Source organism: Pantoea osteomyelitidis (assembly GCF_044342975.1).
Classification (GTDB): domain Bacteria; phylum Pseudomonadota; class Gammaproteobacteria; order Enterobacterales; family Enterobacteriaceae; genus Pantoea; species Pantoea osteomyelitidis.
On record NZ_JBGFSN010000004.1, the window covers coordinates 62,558 to 78,996 of the forward strand.

General features: G+C 51.6%; 17 protein-coding genes, 1 tRNA gene and 1 pseudogene. 11 read left to right on the plus strand and 8 right to left on the minus strand.

Annotated features, from left to right (window positions below):
• Positions 1-29: 29 nt before the first annotated feature.
• The 8 genes from ABU178_RS05160 to ABU178_RS05195 all read left to right on the plus strand — a co-directional run bounded on the left by ABU178_RS05160 (position 30) and on the right by ABU178_RS05195 (position 5,000).
• On the plus strand, positions 30-761 hold the full coding sequence (locus tag ABU178_RS05160) for a S24 family peptidase (protein WP_397212654.1): 732 nt from the start codon (positions 30-32) through the stop codon (positions 759-761).
• Positions 762-1,187: 426 nt separating this feature from the next.
• On the plus strand, positions 1,188-1,466 hold the full coding sequence (locus ABU178_RS05165; RefSeq protein WP_397212656.1) for a transcriptional antitermination N peptide: 279 nt from the start codon (positions 1,188-1,190) through the stop codon (positions 1,464-1,466).
• 219 nt (positions 1,467-1,685) lie between these two features.
• Positions 1,686-2,153: a lysozyme gene (locus ABU178_RS05170; protein ID WP_397212658.1), complete on the plus strand. Its 468-nt coding sequence runs from the start codon at positions 1,686-1,688 to the stop codon at positions 2,151-2,153.
• Positions 2,150-2,494 (plus strand): DUF7940 domain-containing protein, encoded by a 345-nt coding sequence (locus ABU178_RS05175; RefSeq protein WP_397212660.1) that lies wholly within the window; start codon positions 2,150-2,152, stop codon positions 2,492-2,494. The genes ABU178_RS05170 and ABU178_RS05175 overlap by 4 nt, the downstream gene beginning before the upstream one ends.
• On the plus strand, positions 2,494-2,787 hold the full coding sequence (locus ABU178_RS05180; RefSeq protein ID WP_397215690.1) for a hypothetical protein: 294 nt from the start codon (positions 2,494-2,496) through the stop codon (positions 2,785-2,787). The genes ABU178_RS05175 and ABU178_RS05180 overlap by 1 nt, the downstream gene beginning before the upstream one ends.
• A 4-nt stretch (positions 2,788-2,791) precedes the next feature.
• Positions 2,792-2,941: a hypothetical protein gene (locus ABU178_RS05185; RefSeq protein ID WP_397212662.1), complete on the plus strand. Its 150-nt coding sequence runs from the start codon at positions 2,792-2,794 to the stop codon at positions 2,939-2,941.
• Between the two features lie 66 nt (positions 2,942-3,007).
• Positions 3,008-4,756, plus strand: coding sequence for a glycosyl hydrolase family 28-related protein (locus tag ABU178_RS05190; RefSeq protein ID WP_397212664.1), 1,749 nt, complete (start codon positions 3,008-3,010; stop codon positions 4,754-4,756).
• A gap of 168 nt (positions 4,757-4,924) precedes the next feature.
• Positions 4,925-5,000: transfer RNA gene (locus ABU178_RS05195), tRNA-Thr, on the plus strand.
• Between the two features lie 14 nt (positions 5,001-5,014).
• Here the strand turns inward: ABU178_RS05195 and ABU178_RS05200 are convergent.
• A pseudogene (locus ABU178_RS05200) lies at positions 5,015-5,392 on the minus strand (site-specific integrase); the annotation flags it as partial.
• 321 nt (positions 5,393-5,713) lie between these two features.
• On the opposite strand from ABU178_RS05200, the gene ABU178_RS05205 reads away from it, so the two are divergent.
• Positions 5,714-6,178, plus strand: a complete 465-nt coding sequence (locus ABU178_RS05205) for a hypothetical protein (RefSeq protein ID WP_397212666.1) — start codon at positions 5,714-5,716, stop codon at positions 6,176-6,178.
• Positions 6,179-6,723: 545 nt separating this feature from the next.
• Entirely contained in the window at positions 6,724-8,391 is a 1,668-nt protein-coding gene (locus ABU178_RS05210) for a methyl-accepting chemotaxis protein (protein ID WP_397212668.1), read from the plus strand.
• A 130-nt stretch (positions 8,392-8,521) separates the two neighbouring features.
• Here the strand turns inward: ABU178_RS05210 and ABU178_RS05215 are convergent, their stop codons facing one another.
• The 7 genes from ABU178_RS05215 to ABU178_RS05245 form a co-directional block, all read right to left on the minus strand.
• Complete coding sequence (locus ABU178_RS05215) at positions 8,522-8,671, minus strand: hypothetical protein (protein WP_397212671.1); 150 nt, start codon at positions 8,669-8,671, stop codon at positions 8,522-8,524.
• Positions 8,672-8,846: 175 nt separating this feature from the next.
• On the minus strand, positions 8,847-9,155 hold the full coding sequence (locus tag ABU178_RS05220) for a hypothetical protein (protein ID WP_397212672.1): 309 nt from the start codon (positions 9,153-9,155) through the stop codon (positions 8,847-8,849).
• A gap of 230 nt (positions 9,156-9,385) precedes the next feature.
• Positions 9,386-9,634 (minus strand): regulatory protein YcgZ, encoded by a 249-nt coding sequence (ycgZ, locus tag ABU178_RS05225; protein WP_397215692.1) that lies wholly within the window; start codon positions 9,632-9,634, stop codon positions 9,386-9,388.
• A gap of 272 nt (positions 9,635-9,906) precedes the next feature.
• Entirely contained in the window at positions 9,907-11,016 is a 1,110-nt protein-coding gene (locus tag ABU178_RS05230; protein WP_397212674.1) for an AI-2E family transporter, read from the minus strand.
• Positions 11,017-11,281: 265 nt separating this feature from the next.
• Positions 11,282-11,539, minus strand: coding sequence for a biofilm/acid-resistance regulator YmgB/AriR (locus tag ABU178_RS05235; protein ID WP_397212676.1), 258 nt, complete (start codon positions 11,537-11,539; stop codon positions 11,282-11,284).
• A 599-nt stretch (positions 11,540-12,138) separates the two neighbouring features.
• The gene (locus ABU178_RS05240) at positions 12,139-13,722 is read right to left on the minus strand and encodes a methyl-accepting chemotaxis protein (RefSeq protein ID WP_397212677.1); all 1,584 of its coding nucleotides are present in this window, start codon (positions 13,720-13,722) and stop codon (positions 12,139-12,141) included.
• Between the two features lie 356 nt (positions 13,723-14,078).
• A complete protein-coding gene (locus tag ABU178_RS05245; RefSeq protein ID WP_397212679.1) occupies positions 14,079-15,296 on the minus strand; it encodes a diguanylate phosphodiesterase in 1,218 nt (405 codons plus the stop codon).
• A 214-nt stretch (positions 15,297-15,510) separates the two neighbouring features.
• Here ABU178_RS05245 and ABU178_RS05250 point away from each other — a divergent pair, with 214 nt between their 5' ends.
• Positions 15,511-16,437, plus strand: coding sequence for a FitA-like ribbon-helix-helix domain-containing protein (locus ABU178_RS05250; RefSeq protein ID WP_397212681.1), 927 nt, complete (start codon positions 15,511-15,513; stop codon positions 16,435-16,437).
• The last annotated feature ends 2 nt before the right edge of the window (positions 16,438-16,439 follow it).

The window sequence follows — 16,439 nt, forward strand, 5'->3', positions numbered from 1 at the left end:
GTACCTTTCCTATGGCAGATTATTAACTAATGGTTAAAAAAGAGAGTACGAGACAAGCTTTTACTGCCAGGCTGATTGCCGCTTGCGATAGCGCGGGAATTGTCGGACATGGACGAAACAAACAGGTTGCGAAGGCGTTGCAGCAGTTGGGGTGTCAGATCTCAACGCCCGGCGTATGGAAATGGTTTAATGCCCAGTCCATCCCGGATAACGCCAACCTTCTGGCGCTGAGCCAGCTTTTGGGGGTACGGGTCGAGTGGCTACAGTACGGTATGGAGAAGCCCGCTGAACCGGTTGCGCTGCATCCGCTGCCGGGAAAAAACGGCGCTTACCGTGTTGAAAGTCTCGATATCGGCCAAAAAACCGCGCAGGGCATCCACGCTCGCGACGAATTTATCGAGACGATTCAGGCTATTGAATATGGCGTTGACGAAGCGCGCGTGCTGTTCAATGGCCGACCAGCAGAAAATATTCGTCTGATTGCCATCAACAGCGACTCGATGGCCGGCACCTTTGCGCCGCGCGATCAAATCTTTGTCGATATCAGCGTGCGCATGTTTGACGGCGACGGCATCTACATTTTTACCCTTGATAATCAGCTCTATCTGAAGCGGCTCCAGCTACAGCACAGGAAAATCGCTGTGATTTCAGATAACAAACGCTACGAAACCTGGTACCTCTCCACGGAGGAGGCGGCCTGTTTACAGGTACACGCCAAAGTCATCATGAGCCAGACGCGCGACTACCAGATTTTGGGCTAGCTCGCCTCTGATACCCGTTTTCTCACTCCGATCGAAAAAAATAAAACGGCAGAAATTCAAAAATTTAACTAACAGTAAATAAAAAATTAACTGACAGTGTTTGATAAAGCATAAGAACCTGTTAATAATTTGAACATGGATGAGACATCACGACTCTTCATGGATGAACCGCTCTTGAACAATTGAGGCGCTGCACAAGCGCGACACGAACCACTCAAAAGTCAGTAGGCTTTGGGATGGGGTGGATGCGCAAATTGCAGCGTCGTCAGATGACTGCCCGTTCTCCGATCTTTAATCCACACCTGGCTGTTTTTACAGCCGGGCGGATTGAGCGTGATTGCGGGCTGGAAATATCCGGGGCTCTTCGGTTAACCGAAAGCACGTGCATGCCACCCCATCGCCAAAGACTCATTCACAGGAGGAGTTATGGCGATCATTCACTATGGCAAGACAGTGTTTGTTGGTAATGCACGCACCCGTCGCCACCGGCGGCGACAGGCCCTCAGTGGTCTCAAGCTCAGTATCGATCAGGCCTTTGGCGTCGAGCAGGAGAACATTACGTTGCGCACGGCGGAACGAATCTGCCAGCGGCCCATTGTTCCCCGCGTCGATCGCGCCGTGAAGGCAACCCCTCAACGTATCACCGATAAACCCAGTCCCGATAACTGCTGTTTGCCGCATGTGCATCTCTATGCCGTGCGCTAAAAGCTGGCCTTAACCGACGCCGTCCGGCGTTCTTTTTCTGACTGATTCCAGCTACTGCTGGAACGCATCCTTACGGCTTACTGTTCAGCCTGACTGCATCGTCAGGGCGCGCGGTGCATCCAGTTTCCACCGGAACTGAACAGTGAGATTTATGAATTCGGATTTTCGCCACGTTGCGCAGTGTGGCTGATTGACTGTGCCCTGAAAAGAGGAATCGCTATGAGCCAGATTATTGCCATGTTGAATTTTGAGGAAGGTTATGTGGAAGCCCCCTATCTCGATACGCAGGGCTTCCCGACGGTGGCCGGGGGGATCCGCATCGGTCCCAAAGGCGCGTCGTTAAGTAACTACGCGTTTCGAGTCCCGCGCGTGGTGGGGGATACCTGGAAGCAGTGCATCCTGGAAGGAAAAGCGCGGGAGATGCAGACCCGACCCGCCATCAGCCAGGCGCTGGCAAAGTGCAACGGCGCGCGCAGCGACGTGCTCTACAGCATGGCCTACCAGCTTGGCGTGGACGGTCTGGCGCAGTTCAAAGACGCGCTGAGCATGATCGCCCGTGAGGACTTCAACGCTGCGGCAGACAGCATGCTCAACAGCCTCTGGGCGCGCCAGACTCCAGGGCGGGCGCGCCGTCATGCGGAAGTGATGCGCACCGGCACTTATGACGTTTACCGGGGGCTGCTATGAACTGGACACAATTTCTCATCCTGGTGCTGGTGGTCATCATTATCCTGCTGCTGCTGCAACGCTTCACCACCCTGCAATTTGTTTCTCATGCCCGGCTACTGTTTAAGACCTGGTCGGTATGGCTGGCGTCGCTGGGTTCGGCGCTCAGCGCCTGGGTGCAGTCGTTTCCCGGCGAGGCGCTGAATGCCTGGAGCGGGCTGCCGGAAGATGTGAAATCTTACATTCCCCATAATTACCTCGGCATGATCGGCGCCTTTATGGTGGCGATGGGCGTGATTGCGCAGTTTGTCCGCCAGAAAAATCTGCTGAAGGAGAAACAGAATCTGGAGCGCAGCCAATGATAACGCTTCTCAGCACTCTGTTTGCCGGTGGTTGGCACTGGCTGGCGGCGCTCGGCGCGGTGATTGTAGCGCTCGGCGCCAGCTATTTTGGCGGCAAGAAAATCGGCAAGGTTCAGCAGCAGGCGAAGGCCGATAGCGCGAACGCGCAAAAGCAGGCGGCGCAAGTAGCCGCTGTGGCGCAACAACAACAGCAACACCGTGAGGAGGCGAAACGTGTGGAAGCGGACAATAGCAATCTTGATGATGCTGCCGCTCGTGACAAGCTGCAGCAGTCGAAATATAACCAGCCCTGAGCCGGTGGCTATCACCGATTCAGCCTGTGTGCTTTTTTCTCCGATTTATACCCATGCCAATGACGCGCAGGTGATGGATATCCGCACCGTACGCGCCATTAACACCCACAACCAAATGTGGGATCTGCTTTGTGGCCGGTCGGCCAAATCCTGAGCTTTATCCAACCCTTAGCTCTGCTTCACAGAGCGAAATCATTCTGATATTCCTGAGGAGGAATTTATGATCGAAGTGAACTCTTTTGCTGAACTGCGCACCACCACACCAAGCAAGTCGGGCGACATCGCTGTCCTGAAGCGTTACTATGACAAAGACTCCAGCTTCCGCGGGGGCGGTGATTTTGTCGGTTTCCTCAGCACCACGGTGTTGACGGACGACGGTGGTACGGTTGCTATCGGTAACGGCTTCTACTGGAAGCGCACCATTAACGATCCCACCGAGGTAAATATTCTGCACTTCGGTGCCAAAGGCGATGGTACAACGGATGATACTGACGCTTTTAACCGTATGCTCAGCTGGACGCAAAGCTATAACACCAGCGTGACTGATTTGCCGGTGCGCTTTCCCGGCGGGAAATTTCTGATTAAGCCCATCGACCTTAGCGCCTCGGAAATCGCCTTCTTCGGCCTGATGGGCGACGATCAGGAGCTGGGCTCACTGCCGCGTACCACCATCATCTCTGACAAAAGCGCCAGCCCGGTATTCAAGGTCGATGCGCGCCGCACGGCAATCAAAGGTATTTCGTGGAACGGCCAGGCGACAGCGGATACCGCCACCAATACCGGCACCATCACCGCCGCGATGGTCAGCAATACGCAGCCATTCTTTGAGAACACCTGTACCGAAGGCGAGACGGTGAACATCAACTGCTTCCGCGCGCAGAAAACCGGCGGCACCGTCTTTAAACTGCTCGACACCCTCGACAGTAAATTTGACCAGATCTACACCCTGAATACCTACTCGCGCGTCTTTGACGTGGGCTATTCAAGCTCGCCGAACGGCAACTGGGACCACTCCACGGCGATCGAGATCTCTAACTGTAACTTTCAAACCGGTTACGGCGACGCCACGCTCTATATGCCGCGTGTGACGCAGGGTATAATGCGTAACGTCTGGATTGAACATACGCGCAATCCGGGCGATCTTTCCGATGGCGGCTGGACCATTGATACGCTGAACATTGAGGATTGTGGTTCAGCCTTTAATCTGAATAACGCCCGCGTCATTATGCGCCAGATTAACCTGCAATCCGGCGCGAAAATTTCCAACGACCTGGTTTCAGGCAAATGGCTCTCCACCTTTGAGTATGGTTATCGTCGGGAAGAGAGCTACGGCACGGTGATTACCGGCTCTCTGGCGGCGGGTTACTACAGCGGCTTTAAGATCACCAACAATACCGCCACGGATAACTGGTATCGCGTCGGGCAGTTCTTCTTCCCGAATGCGAACCAGCAGTGGGTAATGGAGATGATCGGCAAGGCAGATCTCACCGCGCCGTCCGGCACCGCAGGCAGCCCGGTTACCTCGGCGGCCTCGGGTAAAACCATTGTCAATATGCAGCGTCTCGACACGGTATGGGTGGATGCGCACCACGAGGGCACGCCTGCGGTAGCGGATATGCGTTACAACCGGGTAGGGACGACCTACGTGGTAATTTGGGTGAAACTCAAGGCCAACAGCGGCGACACCATGTTCAACCTGAAAACCACCGGTCCGACGCGTTTCGATACCGGTTCCTGCTCGCTGTTCCAGTCCGACCTTTCTGTGGTAACCGATACCACCACTCTGGGCACGCTGAAGCCGCAGCTGCGTTTTGGCCTGCATAACGGCACGGCGGGGATTGGCGCTAATGAAAAAGGAGTCTTGACGATAGCTACTGCGGCAGGAACGCCGACCAATAAAACCACGCCGACAGGCTTTGTGCTGGTCAATATCAATGGCGTGGATCACAAAATCCCCTATTACGATTGATGATCGGCACGTTTTGGCGAGGCTACGGCCTCGCCTTTTTTGTTTGCAGGGCAGGGGAAAAAGCCGTTCCCTGTGCAAATTGCTGGCAAAATCAGCAATCGCATGGCTTGCCCCTTGACTCACCTCGCGCTTTTTTCTAGTTTAGTGCCCCGTAGTTCCCGCCGATATGCCGGTGTAGCTCAGTTGGTAGAGCAGCGCATTCGTAATGCGAAGGTCGCAGGTTCGACTCCTGTTTCCGGCACCAGTTAAATTAATGGTTTAGCCATCATTCATACCTTCCACTTTTAGCATGTGGGACAGGTTTGGAACAGAAGCCCCCATAATTGCGTCAATTTGCTTCGCATGCTCAGTGAGGTGATTTGGAGCCAGGTGTGCATACCGGCGAACCATCTCGATATTTTCCCATCCACCCATTTCCTGCTGAACGGACAGTGGCACCCCAGCCTGAACTAACCAACTCGCCCAAGTGTGTCGCAGGTCATGAAAACGGAAATCCTCTATGCCTGCCCGTCGAAGTGCAGCTTTCCATGATTTGTTCGCGTCGTAGCGCATTTTTCTTACTACCGGCGTTTTGGTGCCATCCGAAGGTGTGCTGCTCTCACGATATACGAACACCCATTGTTGATGGTTGCCTAAGGACGCAATGGCGGTTACTGACATTCTGTTGATGGCGCAGTTTCTTATTCCGGCCCGTACTCATCCTGACATGAGCCGGGAAGAGGCTGAGCAACGACGGAATTTCAGATGCTGCTGACGGACAGGTATCCGGAGCAAAAGGGTCTCACCAAAGAAGAGCACGACGCTGTTGCTGATGAATATTTGGCGGTTAGTACCCCATCACAGCGTTTTGTCGTCCTATGTCCAGCAAAATTAATGCATTGAGAATTTACTTTTTCTTACGATTCATAGATTATTTTTTTTCCATAAGAATACTCTTTTAAATTTTCAGGGATCACGATGAAAAGAATTTTAGCGATAGTGGCTTTGTCATTAATGCTGGTTGGATGCGCGCGTCAGGCTATGCCTAATTACTATCAAGGCGCTTACTATATGGCAGGGGATGATAATTGCAGATCAATGCGATTGGTTGAACCTGGCACAATCATGTGTATGGATGCAGACGGCAACAACACAGGCTACAGACAGGCAATGACGCAAGGTGACATGCAGATGTACCAAATGCAGCAAATGAATCAGCAAATGCAGATGGCACAACTAAATCAGCAGTTACAACAAACCGGACAATCATTCCAGAACGCAGGACAACAAATGTTGCAGCAAAGCCAGTCTTATTCTGCGCCGCAACCTCAATCTTATTCTTATGGTTCAGGGACAACATCTTACAGCCAGGTTGGCAGCAGTTTAGTTGGCTCAGATGGTAGTTCTTGTCAGTATGTAGGCTCTACGATCATTTGTAGATGAATCTTAATGGCTTGGTCCTGCTCCGCAGTGGGCGGAGCACTTGATTGGGTTTCTTTACGAGAAAACCTCATGCAAGATGACTTACACGAAATTGAGACAGAAGAAAAAAGAAGTCCTTCTTATCTTGACCCATGAAGCATGTGTGATTGCCAAATATGGATCGTATGTTTGGCGCAGGGTTAAAGCATCACCTGCATCCGTAAAAAAATCACGTGGAGTGTGTTCGTTTTTTCCTTGCTTATCAGGTTAATCCCTGTTTTTTACAGAACTCTTTTCTGAATAGCGTAAAATTTAACTTGTTGTTTTGCCTTGTATAGCGCTTGTCTCTGAATATGCAGAGGCATGTTTAACCTGTTTTAGTTACATTTTGTGACTAATTATTTCCATTTGTCATGTAAACCTCACGGGCAACGCACCGATACCTGATTAGACAGAAGATGATCTGTCTCGTCACTGGTTGTGGCCTGCGGCTGAAAGTACCGTATGTTTCCACCAGATGTTTATATCTATCAGCTTCATTTCTATGAAGCGCTGGTGAAGAAAAAATGAAATTTAAGAACTTGAGCGTAGGTAAACGTCTGGGGGCAGGATTCTCGCTTGTGCTTATTCTGGTCATTATCATGTCTGTGGCCGGGGTCAGCTATCTGCGTGGAATAACGCAGGCCATGGATACGGTGACAAGCGATTATCTTGTCCGGGAGCGACTCTCTACCGAATGGTTATCTATTATCGAGACCAATGGCGCGCTTGGACTGGTAGTCATGACTACGCCGGATGCCGGAATAAAACAGTATGCGATCGGCGAAATGAAAAAGAACTCTGAACGCGCCAGCGTAGTTCAGAAAAGTCTTGAGAGCAGGGTTACCACGGAGCGTGGCAAGGCGCTGATGAAAGCCGTCAGCGAGATACGTAAGACATATTCAGACACGCGTAAAGAGGTGCTGAAAGTCAGCGCGCAGGGCGATAATGCCGTAACCAGTGAATTGATTCGCACCCGTCTGCTTCCGGCAATGCAAGAGTATTCAGCCGCGGTCAAAGCCGTGGTCAATCACCAGCAGACGCTGATTGATAAAGTCGGGGTTGAAGTTCAATCTTCAGGTTCTGTGGCGATATGGACGCTGATGACGTTAGGGATTTTCGCATTAATAGTGGGTGCGCTGCTGGCATTATTTATTACCCGCAGCATCACCCGTCCGTTGTTGTCTGCCGTGAAAGTGGCGCGTGAAGTCGCCTCCGGTAACCTTTTGGTGGATGTAAAGGTAGAGTCGCGTGACCAGCTCGGCCAGTTGATGCAGGCGCTGCGGGATATGGCCGACAGTTTGCGCAATACCGTGCGCAAGGTGCGTGAAGGCTCTGACAATATCGCCTCCGCCGCCAGTGAAATCGCTGCCGGCAACCATGATCTTTCCGCCCGTACCGAAGCACAGTCAGCAAGTGTGGAAGAGACCGCTGCAACGCTGGAAGAGCTTACCGCCACCATCAATAATACTGCCGGTAACACCGCTCAGGCCTCTCAGTTTGTGACCGAAACCACCACTATCGTAAAAGAAAACGGCGCGGTCATGAACGATGTCTCCATCCGGATACAGGAGATTTATGACTCCTCCTCGCGCATGGCAGACATTATTCAGGTGATTGACGGCATCGCCTTCCAGACCAACATCCTGGCGCTTAACGCTGCCGTAGAAGCGGCACGTGCCGGGGAGTCTGGACGCGGTTTCGCCGTGGTGGCGGGTGAAGTGCGCACTTTGGCACAACGCACAACTTCCGCCGCACGGGAAATTAAAGCGTTGATTGACGACTCTGTTTCTCGTATCTCCGCAGGCCGCACGCTGGTGGAGAAAGCCGATAAAGGCATGATCTCTGTTGTTAGCAACGTACAGAATATGGCACAACTGATTAATGAAATTGCCCGCGCGAGTCAGGAGCAGAGCGACGGCATTGCGCAGATCAATATCGCGATGGGCCAGATTGATGCCACCACTCAGCAAAACGCTGCGCTGGTGGAAGAGTCTGCCGCTGCCGCCGCTTCGATGCAGGATCAGTCACAAGGTTTGCAGGAAATTGTCAGCGTGTTTCGCTTGAATGAAGGCGCGGGTACCGGGAGCGCGGATCCGACAAAGCATGCCAGCGGCAGCCTGGTGCCAAAACCGCAACCGGCTCGTAAACCGTCGGCGCTGCCCGCATCTGCCGATAACTGGGTGACGTTCTGACTCTCCTGCCAGGAGAGCGATAACAGCCGTTCAAAGCAGAAACATGCTTCCGTCAGCCAATAAAAACAACAACGGCGAGCCTGTTAGCTCGCCGTATTAGCACAGCGATGATTTCTGCTGTCCGGACACTCTAGTCGTCATTAAGCTCCTGGACGGTTTCCAGCTTTTCCAGCAGCAGGTCAATCTGGGTTTTCAGGCTGGCATGTTCTGCCGTAGCGGCTTCTGTATAGCCGTCATTATTGTTATGGCTCAGGGATGATTTTTTCTCTGGGTGCTTCATTATTCACTATCTCGTAAAAAGCTTTAAATCTGTACGTTCAGGCGTTGCCCGGATTGGGCGGAGGGGTATTTTGCAGATATTCTGAGGGTGTGTAAACGCTGGCGGATGAATCGGTGGGCCGGAATAAACCGGCAGGTTGCCACTGTCGGGCATAATCCTGCCGGTCGGTAAGTCATCAGTAACTGTCGTCGTCTCCGATCGGCGTTCTTCTGAAACCGGAACGGTTAGGCGGCATCCTGACGATTTTTGCGTCAGCGCTGCTGGCGTCTGTGGGACGCTGTCCTGGGGCTGACTGCGGAATGTGCCTGAATAAACTTTTTGCCTTCCACCAGGATATCGCTTTAGCGGCATCCGTCTCTGTTTCAGCAAGCTGATCTAATCTTTCCAGAATAGCATGATTATTCAGGACACCCTGACTCTCCAGCAGGGACATGACCGCTTCTCCCAGGGCTGTGTGTATGTTCTTTAATTCTTCGTTATCCAAATCCTCTCCTGTGCTGGTGTTGACGATAGCTGATTATTACCGGGCTATGGCGGCGTACCAGAAGGAGGAAAACGCTGCCATAAAAAGGAGTAACCAGGCGTTTTCAGGTTCGCGCTGTTTTCTGCAAAAACAGGCAAGCCGAAATCAGGAGAGCTTTGCTGAGATTGTGCATAAACAAAATTAAAACAGGCTTAATAAGGCTGGCCGCAGCCAGCACATGATATTAATCGTTATTCGCGTCCCAAAACCAGAGCGAGCAGGTCATGGTAATGCTTTTCCATTTCCGCATCGGAGACCTGTTCAAGCCTTACCAGCAGTTTTGAACAAATTGATTTCCGATCCACTGATTTACCTGAACGAAGAATTTCAGTGACGATCTGTCCCAATGTTTCCTGCTGAGTGGGAATGGCGTTGTTTGTCATGTCAAAATAGTGCGCCATTTCATGCCCGGCTTCAGGTGTCCTTCGTTGCTGGTGCATCATCGGCGCCCTCATGGTCAGGTTAAAAAACAGGCGGTGCGTTATTGGCGGTTAAGTTATACAAAATAGAAAAAAGTGTACAGTTATTTTTTCAATTAAATTAATAATATGTTACCGGGATTATTAAGTAACTTGTTGATATAAATGTAATTAAAGGGGAAAGTGCAAGGTGAAATATTTGATATTTTTTGAACGGACACAACAGGGAGTTGTACAGCTTTTGCAATAAAGTAAAGCGGGTAAAGAGCGGACGCATCCGCTCATGAGTGCCATTATAAATCAGGAAAATTTCTTCCCTCTTCGATAAATTCTTCATCAATTTCATCCGCATTTCCTGGATGATCGCGACCGGATAGCAGGTTCCAGCAGGCGATAAACAGCGCGGCGATAAGCGGACCGATTACAAAGCCATTGATACCGTAAATTTCCATGCCGCCGAGGGTGGAGATAAGGATCAGGTAATCCGGCATTTTGGTGTCTTTACCCACCAGCAGCGGACGAAGAAAATTGTCCACCAGGCCAACAATCACCACGAAAAACCCCACCAGGAAAAGTCCCTTCCACAACATACCTGAAGCAAATAAGTAAACAGCGGCAGGCACCCAGATAATCGCCGACCCCACCGCAGGAATAAGCGAGAGAAAAGCCATTAGCGCGCCCCACAACAGGCTGCCGCCGATGCCCGTCAGCCAAAAGGCGAGGCCGCCAAGCGTGCCCTGCGCCAGAGCGACCACGATGGTGCCTTTCACTGTGGCTCGCGACACGGCGACAAACTTCATAAACAGATGGTGCTTAACATATTTTGATAATGGCAGCGCCTCAAGAATCAGGTTTACCAGATGTGCGCCATCCTTAAGCAGGAAAAACAGCAGATAAAGCATGATGCCGAAGCCCACGGCGAAGCTGAACGTGCTGCGGCCAATCAGAAAAGCGCTGCCAGCAAGATACTGCCCGGTCTGTAACGCAACGCCGGAAAGCTTTTGCTGGATATCAGCCGCATTATCGAAATCGTGCTGCGCCAGAAAATTCCGCGCCCAGTCTGGAAGATGTTGCAGGATATCAGCGAGGATGACCGGCAGCGGCGTGTTGGCGTGTTGCAGGTTGTTGTAAACCACGTTGAACTCAACGGCCAGCGATGAGGCGACGATAGCCAGCGGTGTGAAAACGATCAGGCAGATAACCAGCACGGTTAACAGCGAGGCGAGGCCGTTTCTTTCACCCAGCCACATTCTGAAGCGGTTTTTCATTGGATGGAAAATCACGGCGAGGATGGCGGACCACAACACCGCTGAGTAATAAGGCCCGAGAATATTAAAAAAAGCCCATGTGACAATAAACAGTATCAGGATGAAAAATCCCTTTGTAAGACCTTTGAATCGCATACCACTTCCTCTGAAACCCGGTCGGATATCGAAATATAGAAGGTAGCGCGGCGTTTACAACTGGGTAAGCGGAAGAGCAGGGTTGGACACAGAGTAATGCGCTAAAAAATGCGCAGTTGCGCGCTGAGATAGCTCAGATGGGCGTTAGCAGGATCGGGCGCGGAAGGGTTCAGAAGAAAAGCCCTTGCGCTAAAAAGAGAGAAATCCACCGCGCAACAGGGAGCAGAGAAAATTATCGGGCTGAATAATTCTTTTTGTGAGGCGATCAAAAGACCACATCGTCAGGGGTACGCTGCACAACGATTTCCAGCGCCTTACGGTAAATATCCAGCTTTACCATATCCGACTCAGTTTCCAGCTTTTTCAACAGGCTCAGAATAATGTCTTTATTACTGACCTGGCTTTGCGCGCCGGAAAGTTCGTTAAATAAAGAAAAAATAACATCCTTCTCATCATGAAACTGTGGGCCGGCGTGCTTCAGATAGTCGGAGAGGTGAGACTCTTCAGTAACAAGGAAGTGCATAGGTAAGCCTCATGAAATTCAACGCACAGAATCGGGCACGGCCGGAAAAGGAGCGCTGCGGTGCCGCTACGCAATAATGCTTCGGTAAAAATAACCTCTGAAAGTGGAAATCCACATCACCTTCAGAGGCGATGCAAAGCACCATTCGTTACGATGTGGCTGAACGCCACCGGGCAAATCTATATAATAAATGGGAAGTTGCAAAACTTTTTCTTGAGCAATTAGTGTGGTCGTAGGTGTATTAAAAATACATTTTATATTATTTGTAGGAGGGGACGATATTAAAGCAGGCGAAAATAGCTTATCGCAGCAGTGATATTTTACGAAATTTATTATTAAATGGACCGATAAGCCTGATAATAGTGTTGAATTATTAATAACGTTGTAAAAATATATATGTTGCGGACAAGGAGCGTCACACGTTAAAAATGCGCGCCTCCGTGAGCGTTTTCCTGGTAGGATCCCTGTGTTGGCTGAACCATACTAACGGCCGACTATAGCGCGGTGAATCGTCGCCCTCTTCTCCGGGCAGCCTGACGCGAGGTTAATCAATCATCAGGGTGGGGCAGAAAACTCCGGCCGGTGGGCCGGAGTGAAGATCAGGCTATCGCCTGCTCTGACTGATGAACGGTTTCGTTCACTTTAAACACACGCATGGCCTGCGAGAGCTGTTCCGCCTGCTCCTGCATGGACTGCGCGGCTGCCGCAGACTGGTTAACCAGGGCCGCGTTTTGCTGAGTCACCTGATCCATCTGAGTGATGGCGGTATTGATTTCGTCAATACCGGTGCTCTGCTCAGAACTGGCGATGGAGATCTCGCCCATAATTTCCGTTACGCTTTTCACGCTGGCAAGCACTTCTTCCATGGTGGAGCCGGCGTTGGCAACCTGTTTACCGCCTTCATCGACTTTAGCAACCGAGTCCTCAATCAGCTGCGCGATCTCTTTGGCGGCGGAGGCAGAACGCTGCGCCAGGCTGCGTACTTCAGAAGCCACAACCGCAAAACCGCGTCCCTGTTCGCCGGCACGGGCCGCTTCTACTGCCGCGTTCAGCGCCAGAATATTGGTCTGGAAGGCGATGCCATCAATCACGCTGATGATATCGACAATCTTTTTCGAGGAGGTATTGATCATCTCCATGGTGCTGACCACCTGTTTCACCGCGTCGCCGCTCTGAACCGCCACGTTGGATGCCAGCGCCGCCAGCTGATTGGCCTGACGCGCGTTGTCCGCGTTCTGCTTCACGGTTGAGGTCATCTGCTCCATCGCGGAGGCGGTCTCTTCCAGCGAGCTTGCCTGCTGCTCGGTGCGTGAAGAGAGATCCATATTGCCCGCCGAAATCTCACTGGAAGCGGTGGCGATCAGGTCGGTGCCCGTGCGCACTTCCGTGACGATTTTAAGTAGATTGTCATTCATGTTTTTCAGCGCATGCATCAGTTGCCCGGTTTCGTCAGAGGAGGTAACGCGGATCAGGGTGCGCAGATCGCCCGACGCGACGTTTTCGGCAATGCTGACCGCTTCACGCAGCGGACGAACAATCGAGCGGGTCAGGAAGAGGCCAAGAATAATGGCGGCAATCACGGCCAGACCGGAAAAAATAAAGGTAATGTTGATGGCGGTGGTGCCATCCTTAAGCGCTTGCGCGCCTTCAGCCTGTAACTGCTGCGACTGCGAATCAGCAAACTTCACCACGGAATCCAGAAAGGCGTTTTGCGCCGGGGTGATTTTTCTCAGCGCGTACTCTGCCGCGGCGTCGCTATTACCGGAACGAATCAGAGCGATCAGTTCCTGTTTGGCGTTTTCAAATGCCTGGGCAACATCTTTCACTGCCTGGATTTTTTTCTGCCCGACCGGCGTCACCTGCAGCTGTGATATTTTTTCAATCGCTTCATTGGTTTTTTTGGTTGCGTCATCAAGCTGACCAAAACGTTTTGCATTGAACTGTGGTCTTGGGGTGTCGATGACCATACCACGCAGATATTTGATCTGATCATTGACGCCATCGCGCACGTCAAACGCCAGCCTAACTTTGATGTAACGATCGTTGATGATGCTATCAACAGCCGTGTTAATGCGCCCCGTTTTCATGATTGCCGTTGCGCTCACAATAATCAAAAGCAGGATGACTAAGCTGAACGCTGCGCCGAGACGGACGCCCACTTTCATATTTTTCACAAATGCCATTACATGTATCCCTCAGACAAGAATGCAGCAACGCGGATTGGTAAAATTCCATTTATTCCGCGAAGTTTCGCTGTGTTAAATGTTTACTTTCCAACTGGTTGTCGCGAGCGTTGAGTTATATTCACATTAAGCAGGCGCATTTAAGTGAAACGACCCGGCTCGATGAATACAAAACGCATGGTTTCCGCTCGTCGAGGCTCACTAAATCGGCAGCCGCCGGGAAAACTTGATATAAATCTGTGACGCAGGTTGCATTTTTACGGAGAAAAACCGTGGCGGGTAAGGATATTTAACAGATGATTCAGGCTGTCAGAGAAGACGAACACAAGGGCAGCAGAGGCTGCCTCGCATCAACATCATGACCGGGATTTTCTGGGCCAGGAGACGGGTGAAACGCCATTCAGCTCGGGCCGGGCAAACAGGTATCCCTGAAAATGACGGATGCCTGCCGCTTCTAACCAGCACCACTCTTCGGGTTTTTCTACCCCTTCGGCCACCACCGATATCTCCAGCGAAGAGCAGCATTTTACAATCGCCTGAACGATCGCCTGCCTGACCCCGCTTTTATGCACATCGGTAATAATCTGCCGATCGATTTTGATTTTATCTGGCTGAAAGCGGGAAAGCAGTGAAAGACCGGCAAACCCGGAGCCGAAGTCATCAATCGCCAGGCTGATGCCCGCCGATCGCAACTGGCGGATAGCCGTTTCAAACTCGTCATAACGTGAGATAACTTCGTCTTCCGTGACTTCCACAATCACCTGTTCCGGCACCAGACCGTTACGGGCAATCTGTGCAAGCAGCATCTCTACCGCTCCCGGCACCATCACCAAAGACATCGGCAGTAAATTGATAGAAATCATGTGGTTGCCAAGTCCAATTTTTTGCGCCAGCGAAAGCGCATAGGCTTTTGACTGCAGATCCGCCTCGTAGATTTTATCTTTCGCGATAGTGGAAAAATATTCCGCCGGCGCGCCGCCGCCAGGGCTGCGTATCAGCGCCTCCAGTGAACTGATGCGGTATTGCAAAGGCTCTACGATGGGTTGCAGCGCAAACTCACAGGGCTGACCGCGGGATATGGCATCGGTGACCGGAAGGAAAGGCGAATTTTCTGCGATAAACTGCCAGTCCGGCGCTTCGCTGACGTCCTGAACCTGATCCCGCCAGCGGCCTTCGACAAAGGTACGGATAAATTTAAATGCCCTGTCGTCATAGGTCAGATTATATTTTGACGTCCCCTTCGCCAGCACGGCATCTAATACAAATTCCTGTTTGTAATGTCGTAAGTCAAATAACTCCATGCCCAGATTACCGAAGCGGCGCATGGGAGCATAATCACGCATTAATTCAACAATGTTGTTATGTCTGGGGTCCTGACAAATGGCCTGATATAAAGCATTTACCTCAGTATAAGGACCTTCCAGAATCTGAAAAAAATAGTCGCCGTCAAAGAGCAGGATGCCCGTAACCGCAATTTTTTCGTTATTTCGTTGAGCATTAAAAACAATTTGATCCAGATCGCCTGAATCAATCTCGGGATTCAGGCGGCTCCGGTAAATCAGCGTCGACAGCATGGTATATAAGCCTGGTTCTGCAAAAGGGGACATTCAATACATTATCATACGATCGAAATAATCAGGTTGGCGTTTCAGGAAATAAACTGCAATAAAAGGCGTAACCAGAGTGCGATTGTCGCGGTTTTACAACGCGCCCACGGCGGCTGTGAATGAATCAGATAAAATTTGCCATACTGAAGAATAATCATCCGCTAAGGGAGAGTGATTTTTCATGGCCCGAATTACCATTCGCAACTTGTCCGATCCTGTTCATCAGCTGCTTGCCGACGCTGCCGTGCAACATCACCGTTCAACGGAGGCGGAGATCCGTTTTGCTCTGCAGCAGTATGCTGCTTCGCTGCAGCAACCTTTAACCACTGCCGCGCCGGAATCGACTCGTCAGCGCTGGCAGCGGCAAACGGGACAGCGCATCGCCCAGCTTTTTGTTCGCCTGCGTCAGGACGAGGTGTTCGCGCAGGGCGGACGCCATGACGTTCCCCATCTGGCGCGGGCTATCGGCGAAGATTCGCCTGCTAATCTGCTCGACTGCATCGATGGTCGCGCAGCCGCCTCGTTCGATCTGCTGCGGCGTATCTCCCTGCGCTTTAACTGTTCAGAAAGCTGGCTGCTGAGCGGGGCGGGCACGATGTTTCCCTGGGAAGCCCTGGAAGGGCGCTATCACGCCTTTTTCCTTGGTGAGCGGGATAATGAACACGCTGTGTTTCGCCTGATCCGCATCAGCGGCGGCCGTCTTGATGGCACGCTGCTTTGTATCCGTTACGACAATGAACACCAGCACTTCAGCTGCGGCTATATCCGCCAGCAGTTTCAATTGCGCGCAGCGCTGAATGCAGAAGAAGCCGAACACCTCAGTCGCTTTATCCGGTTTTTGAAAACCGAGTGCGCAAACTGCCAGATTGAAGCCTATGACTTTACGGCCACAGAAAATCTGATCGATGTGGGAGAACATCATCCGCTCTGGTTTATGGCGCAAACGCGCTCGGAGCCAGCGGAGTGGCTGAGGGGATTGCTGCGGGGAGACGATAAATCGGGCTGGCTCAGCGCTTTTCCTGACTGTTTGCAAGCGATCGGTGCGCTACCGTTCGGCAATGATGAGCAAACTGAATCTGAAGATAACACCTGGTCTGCGATAGATTAGCC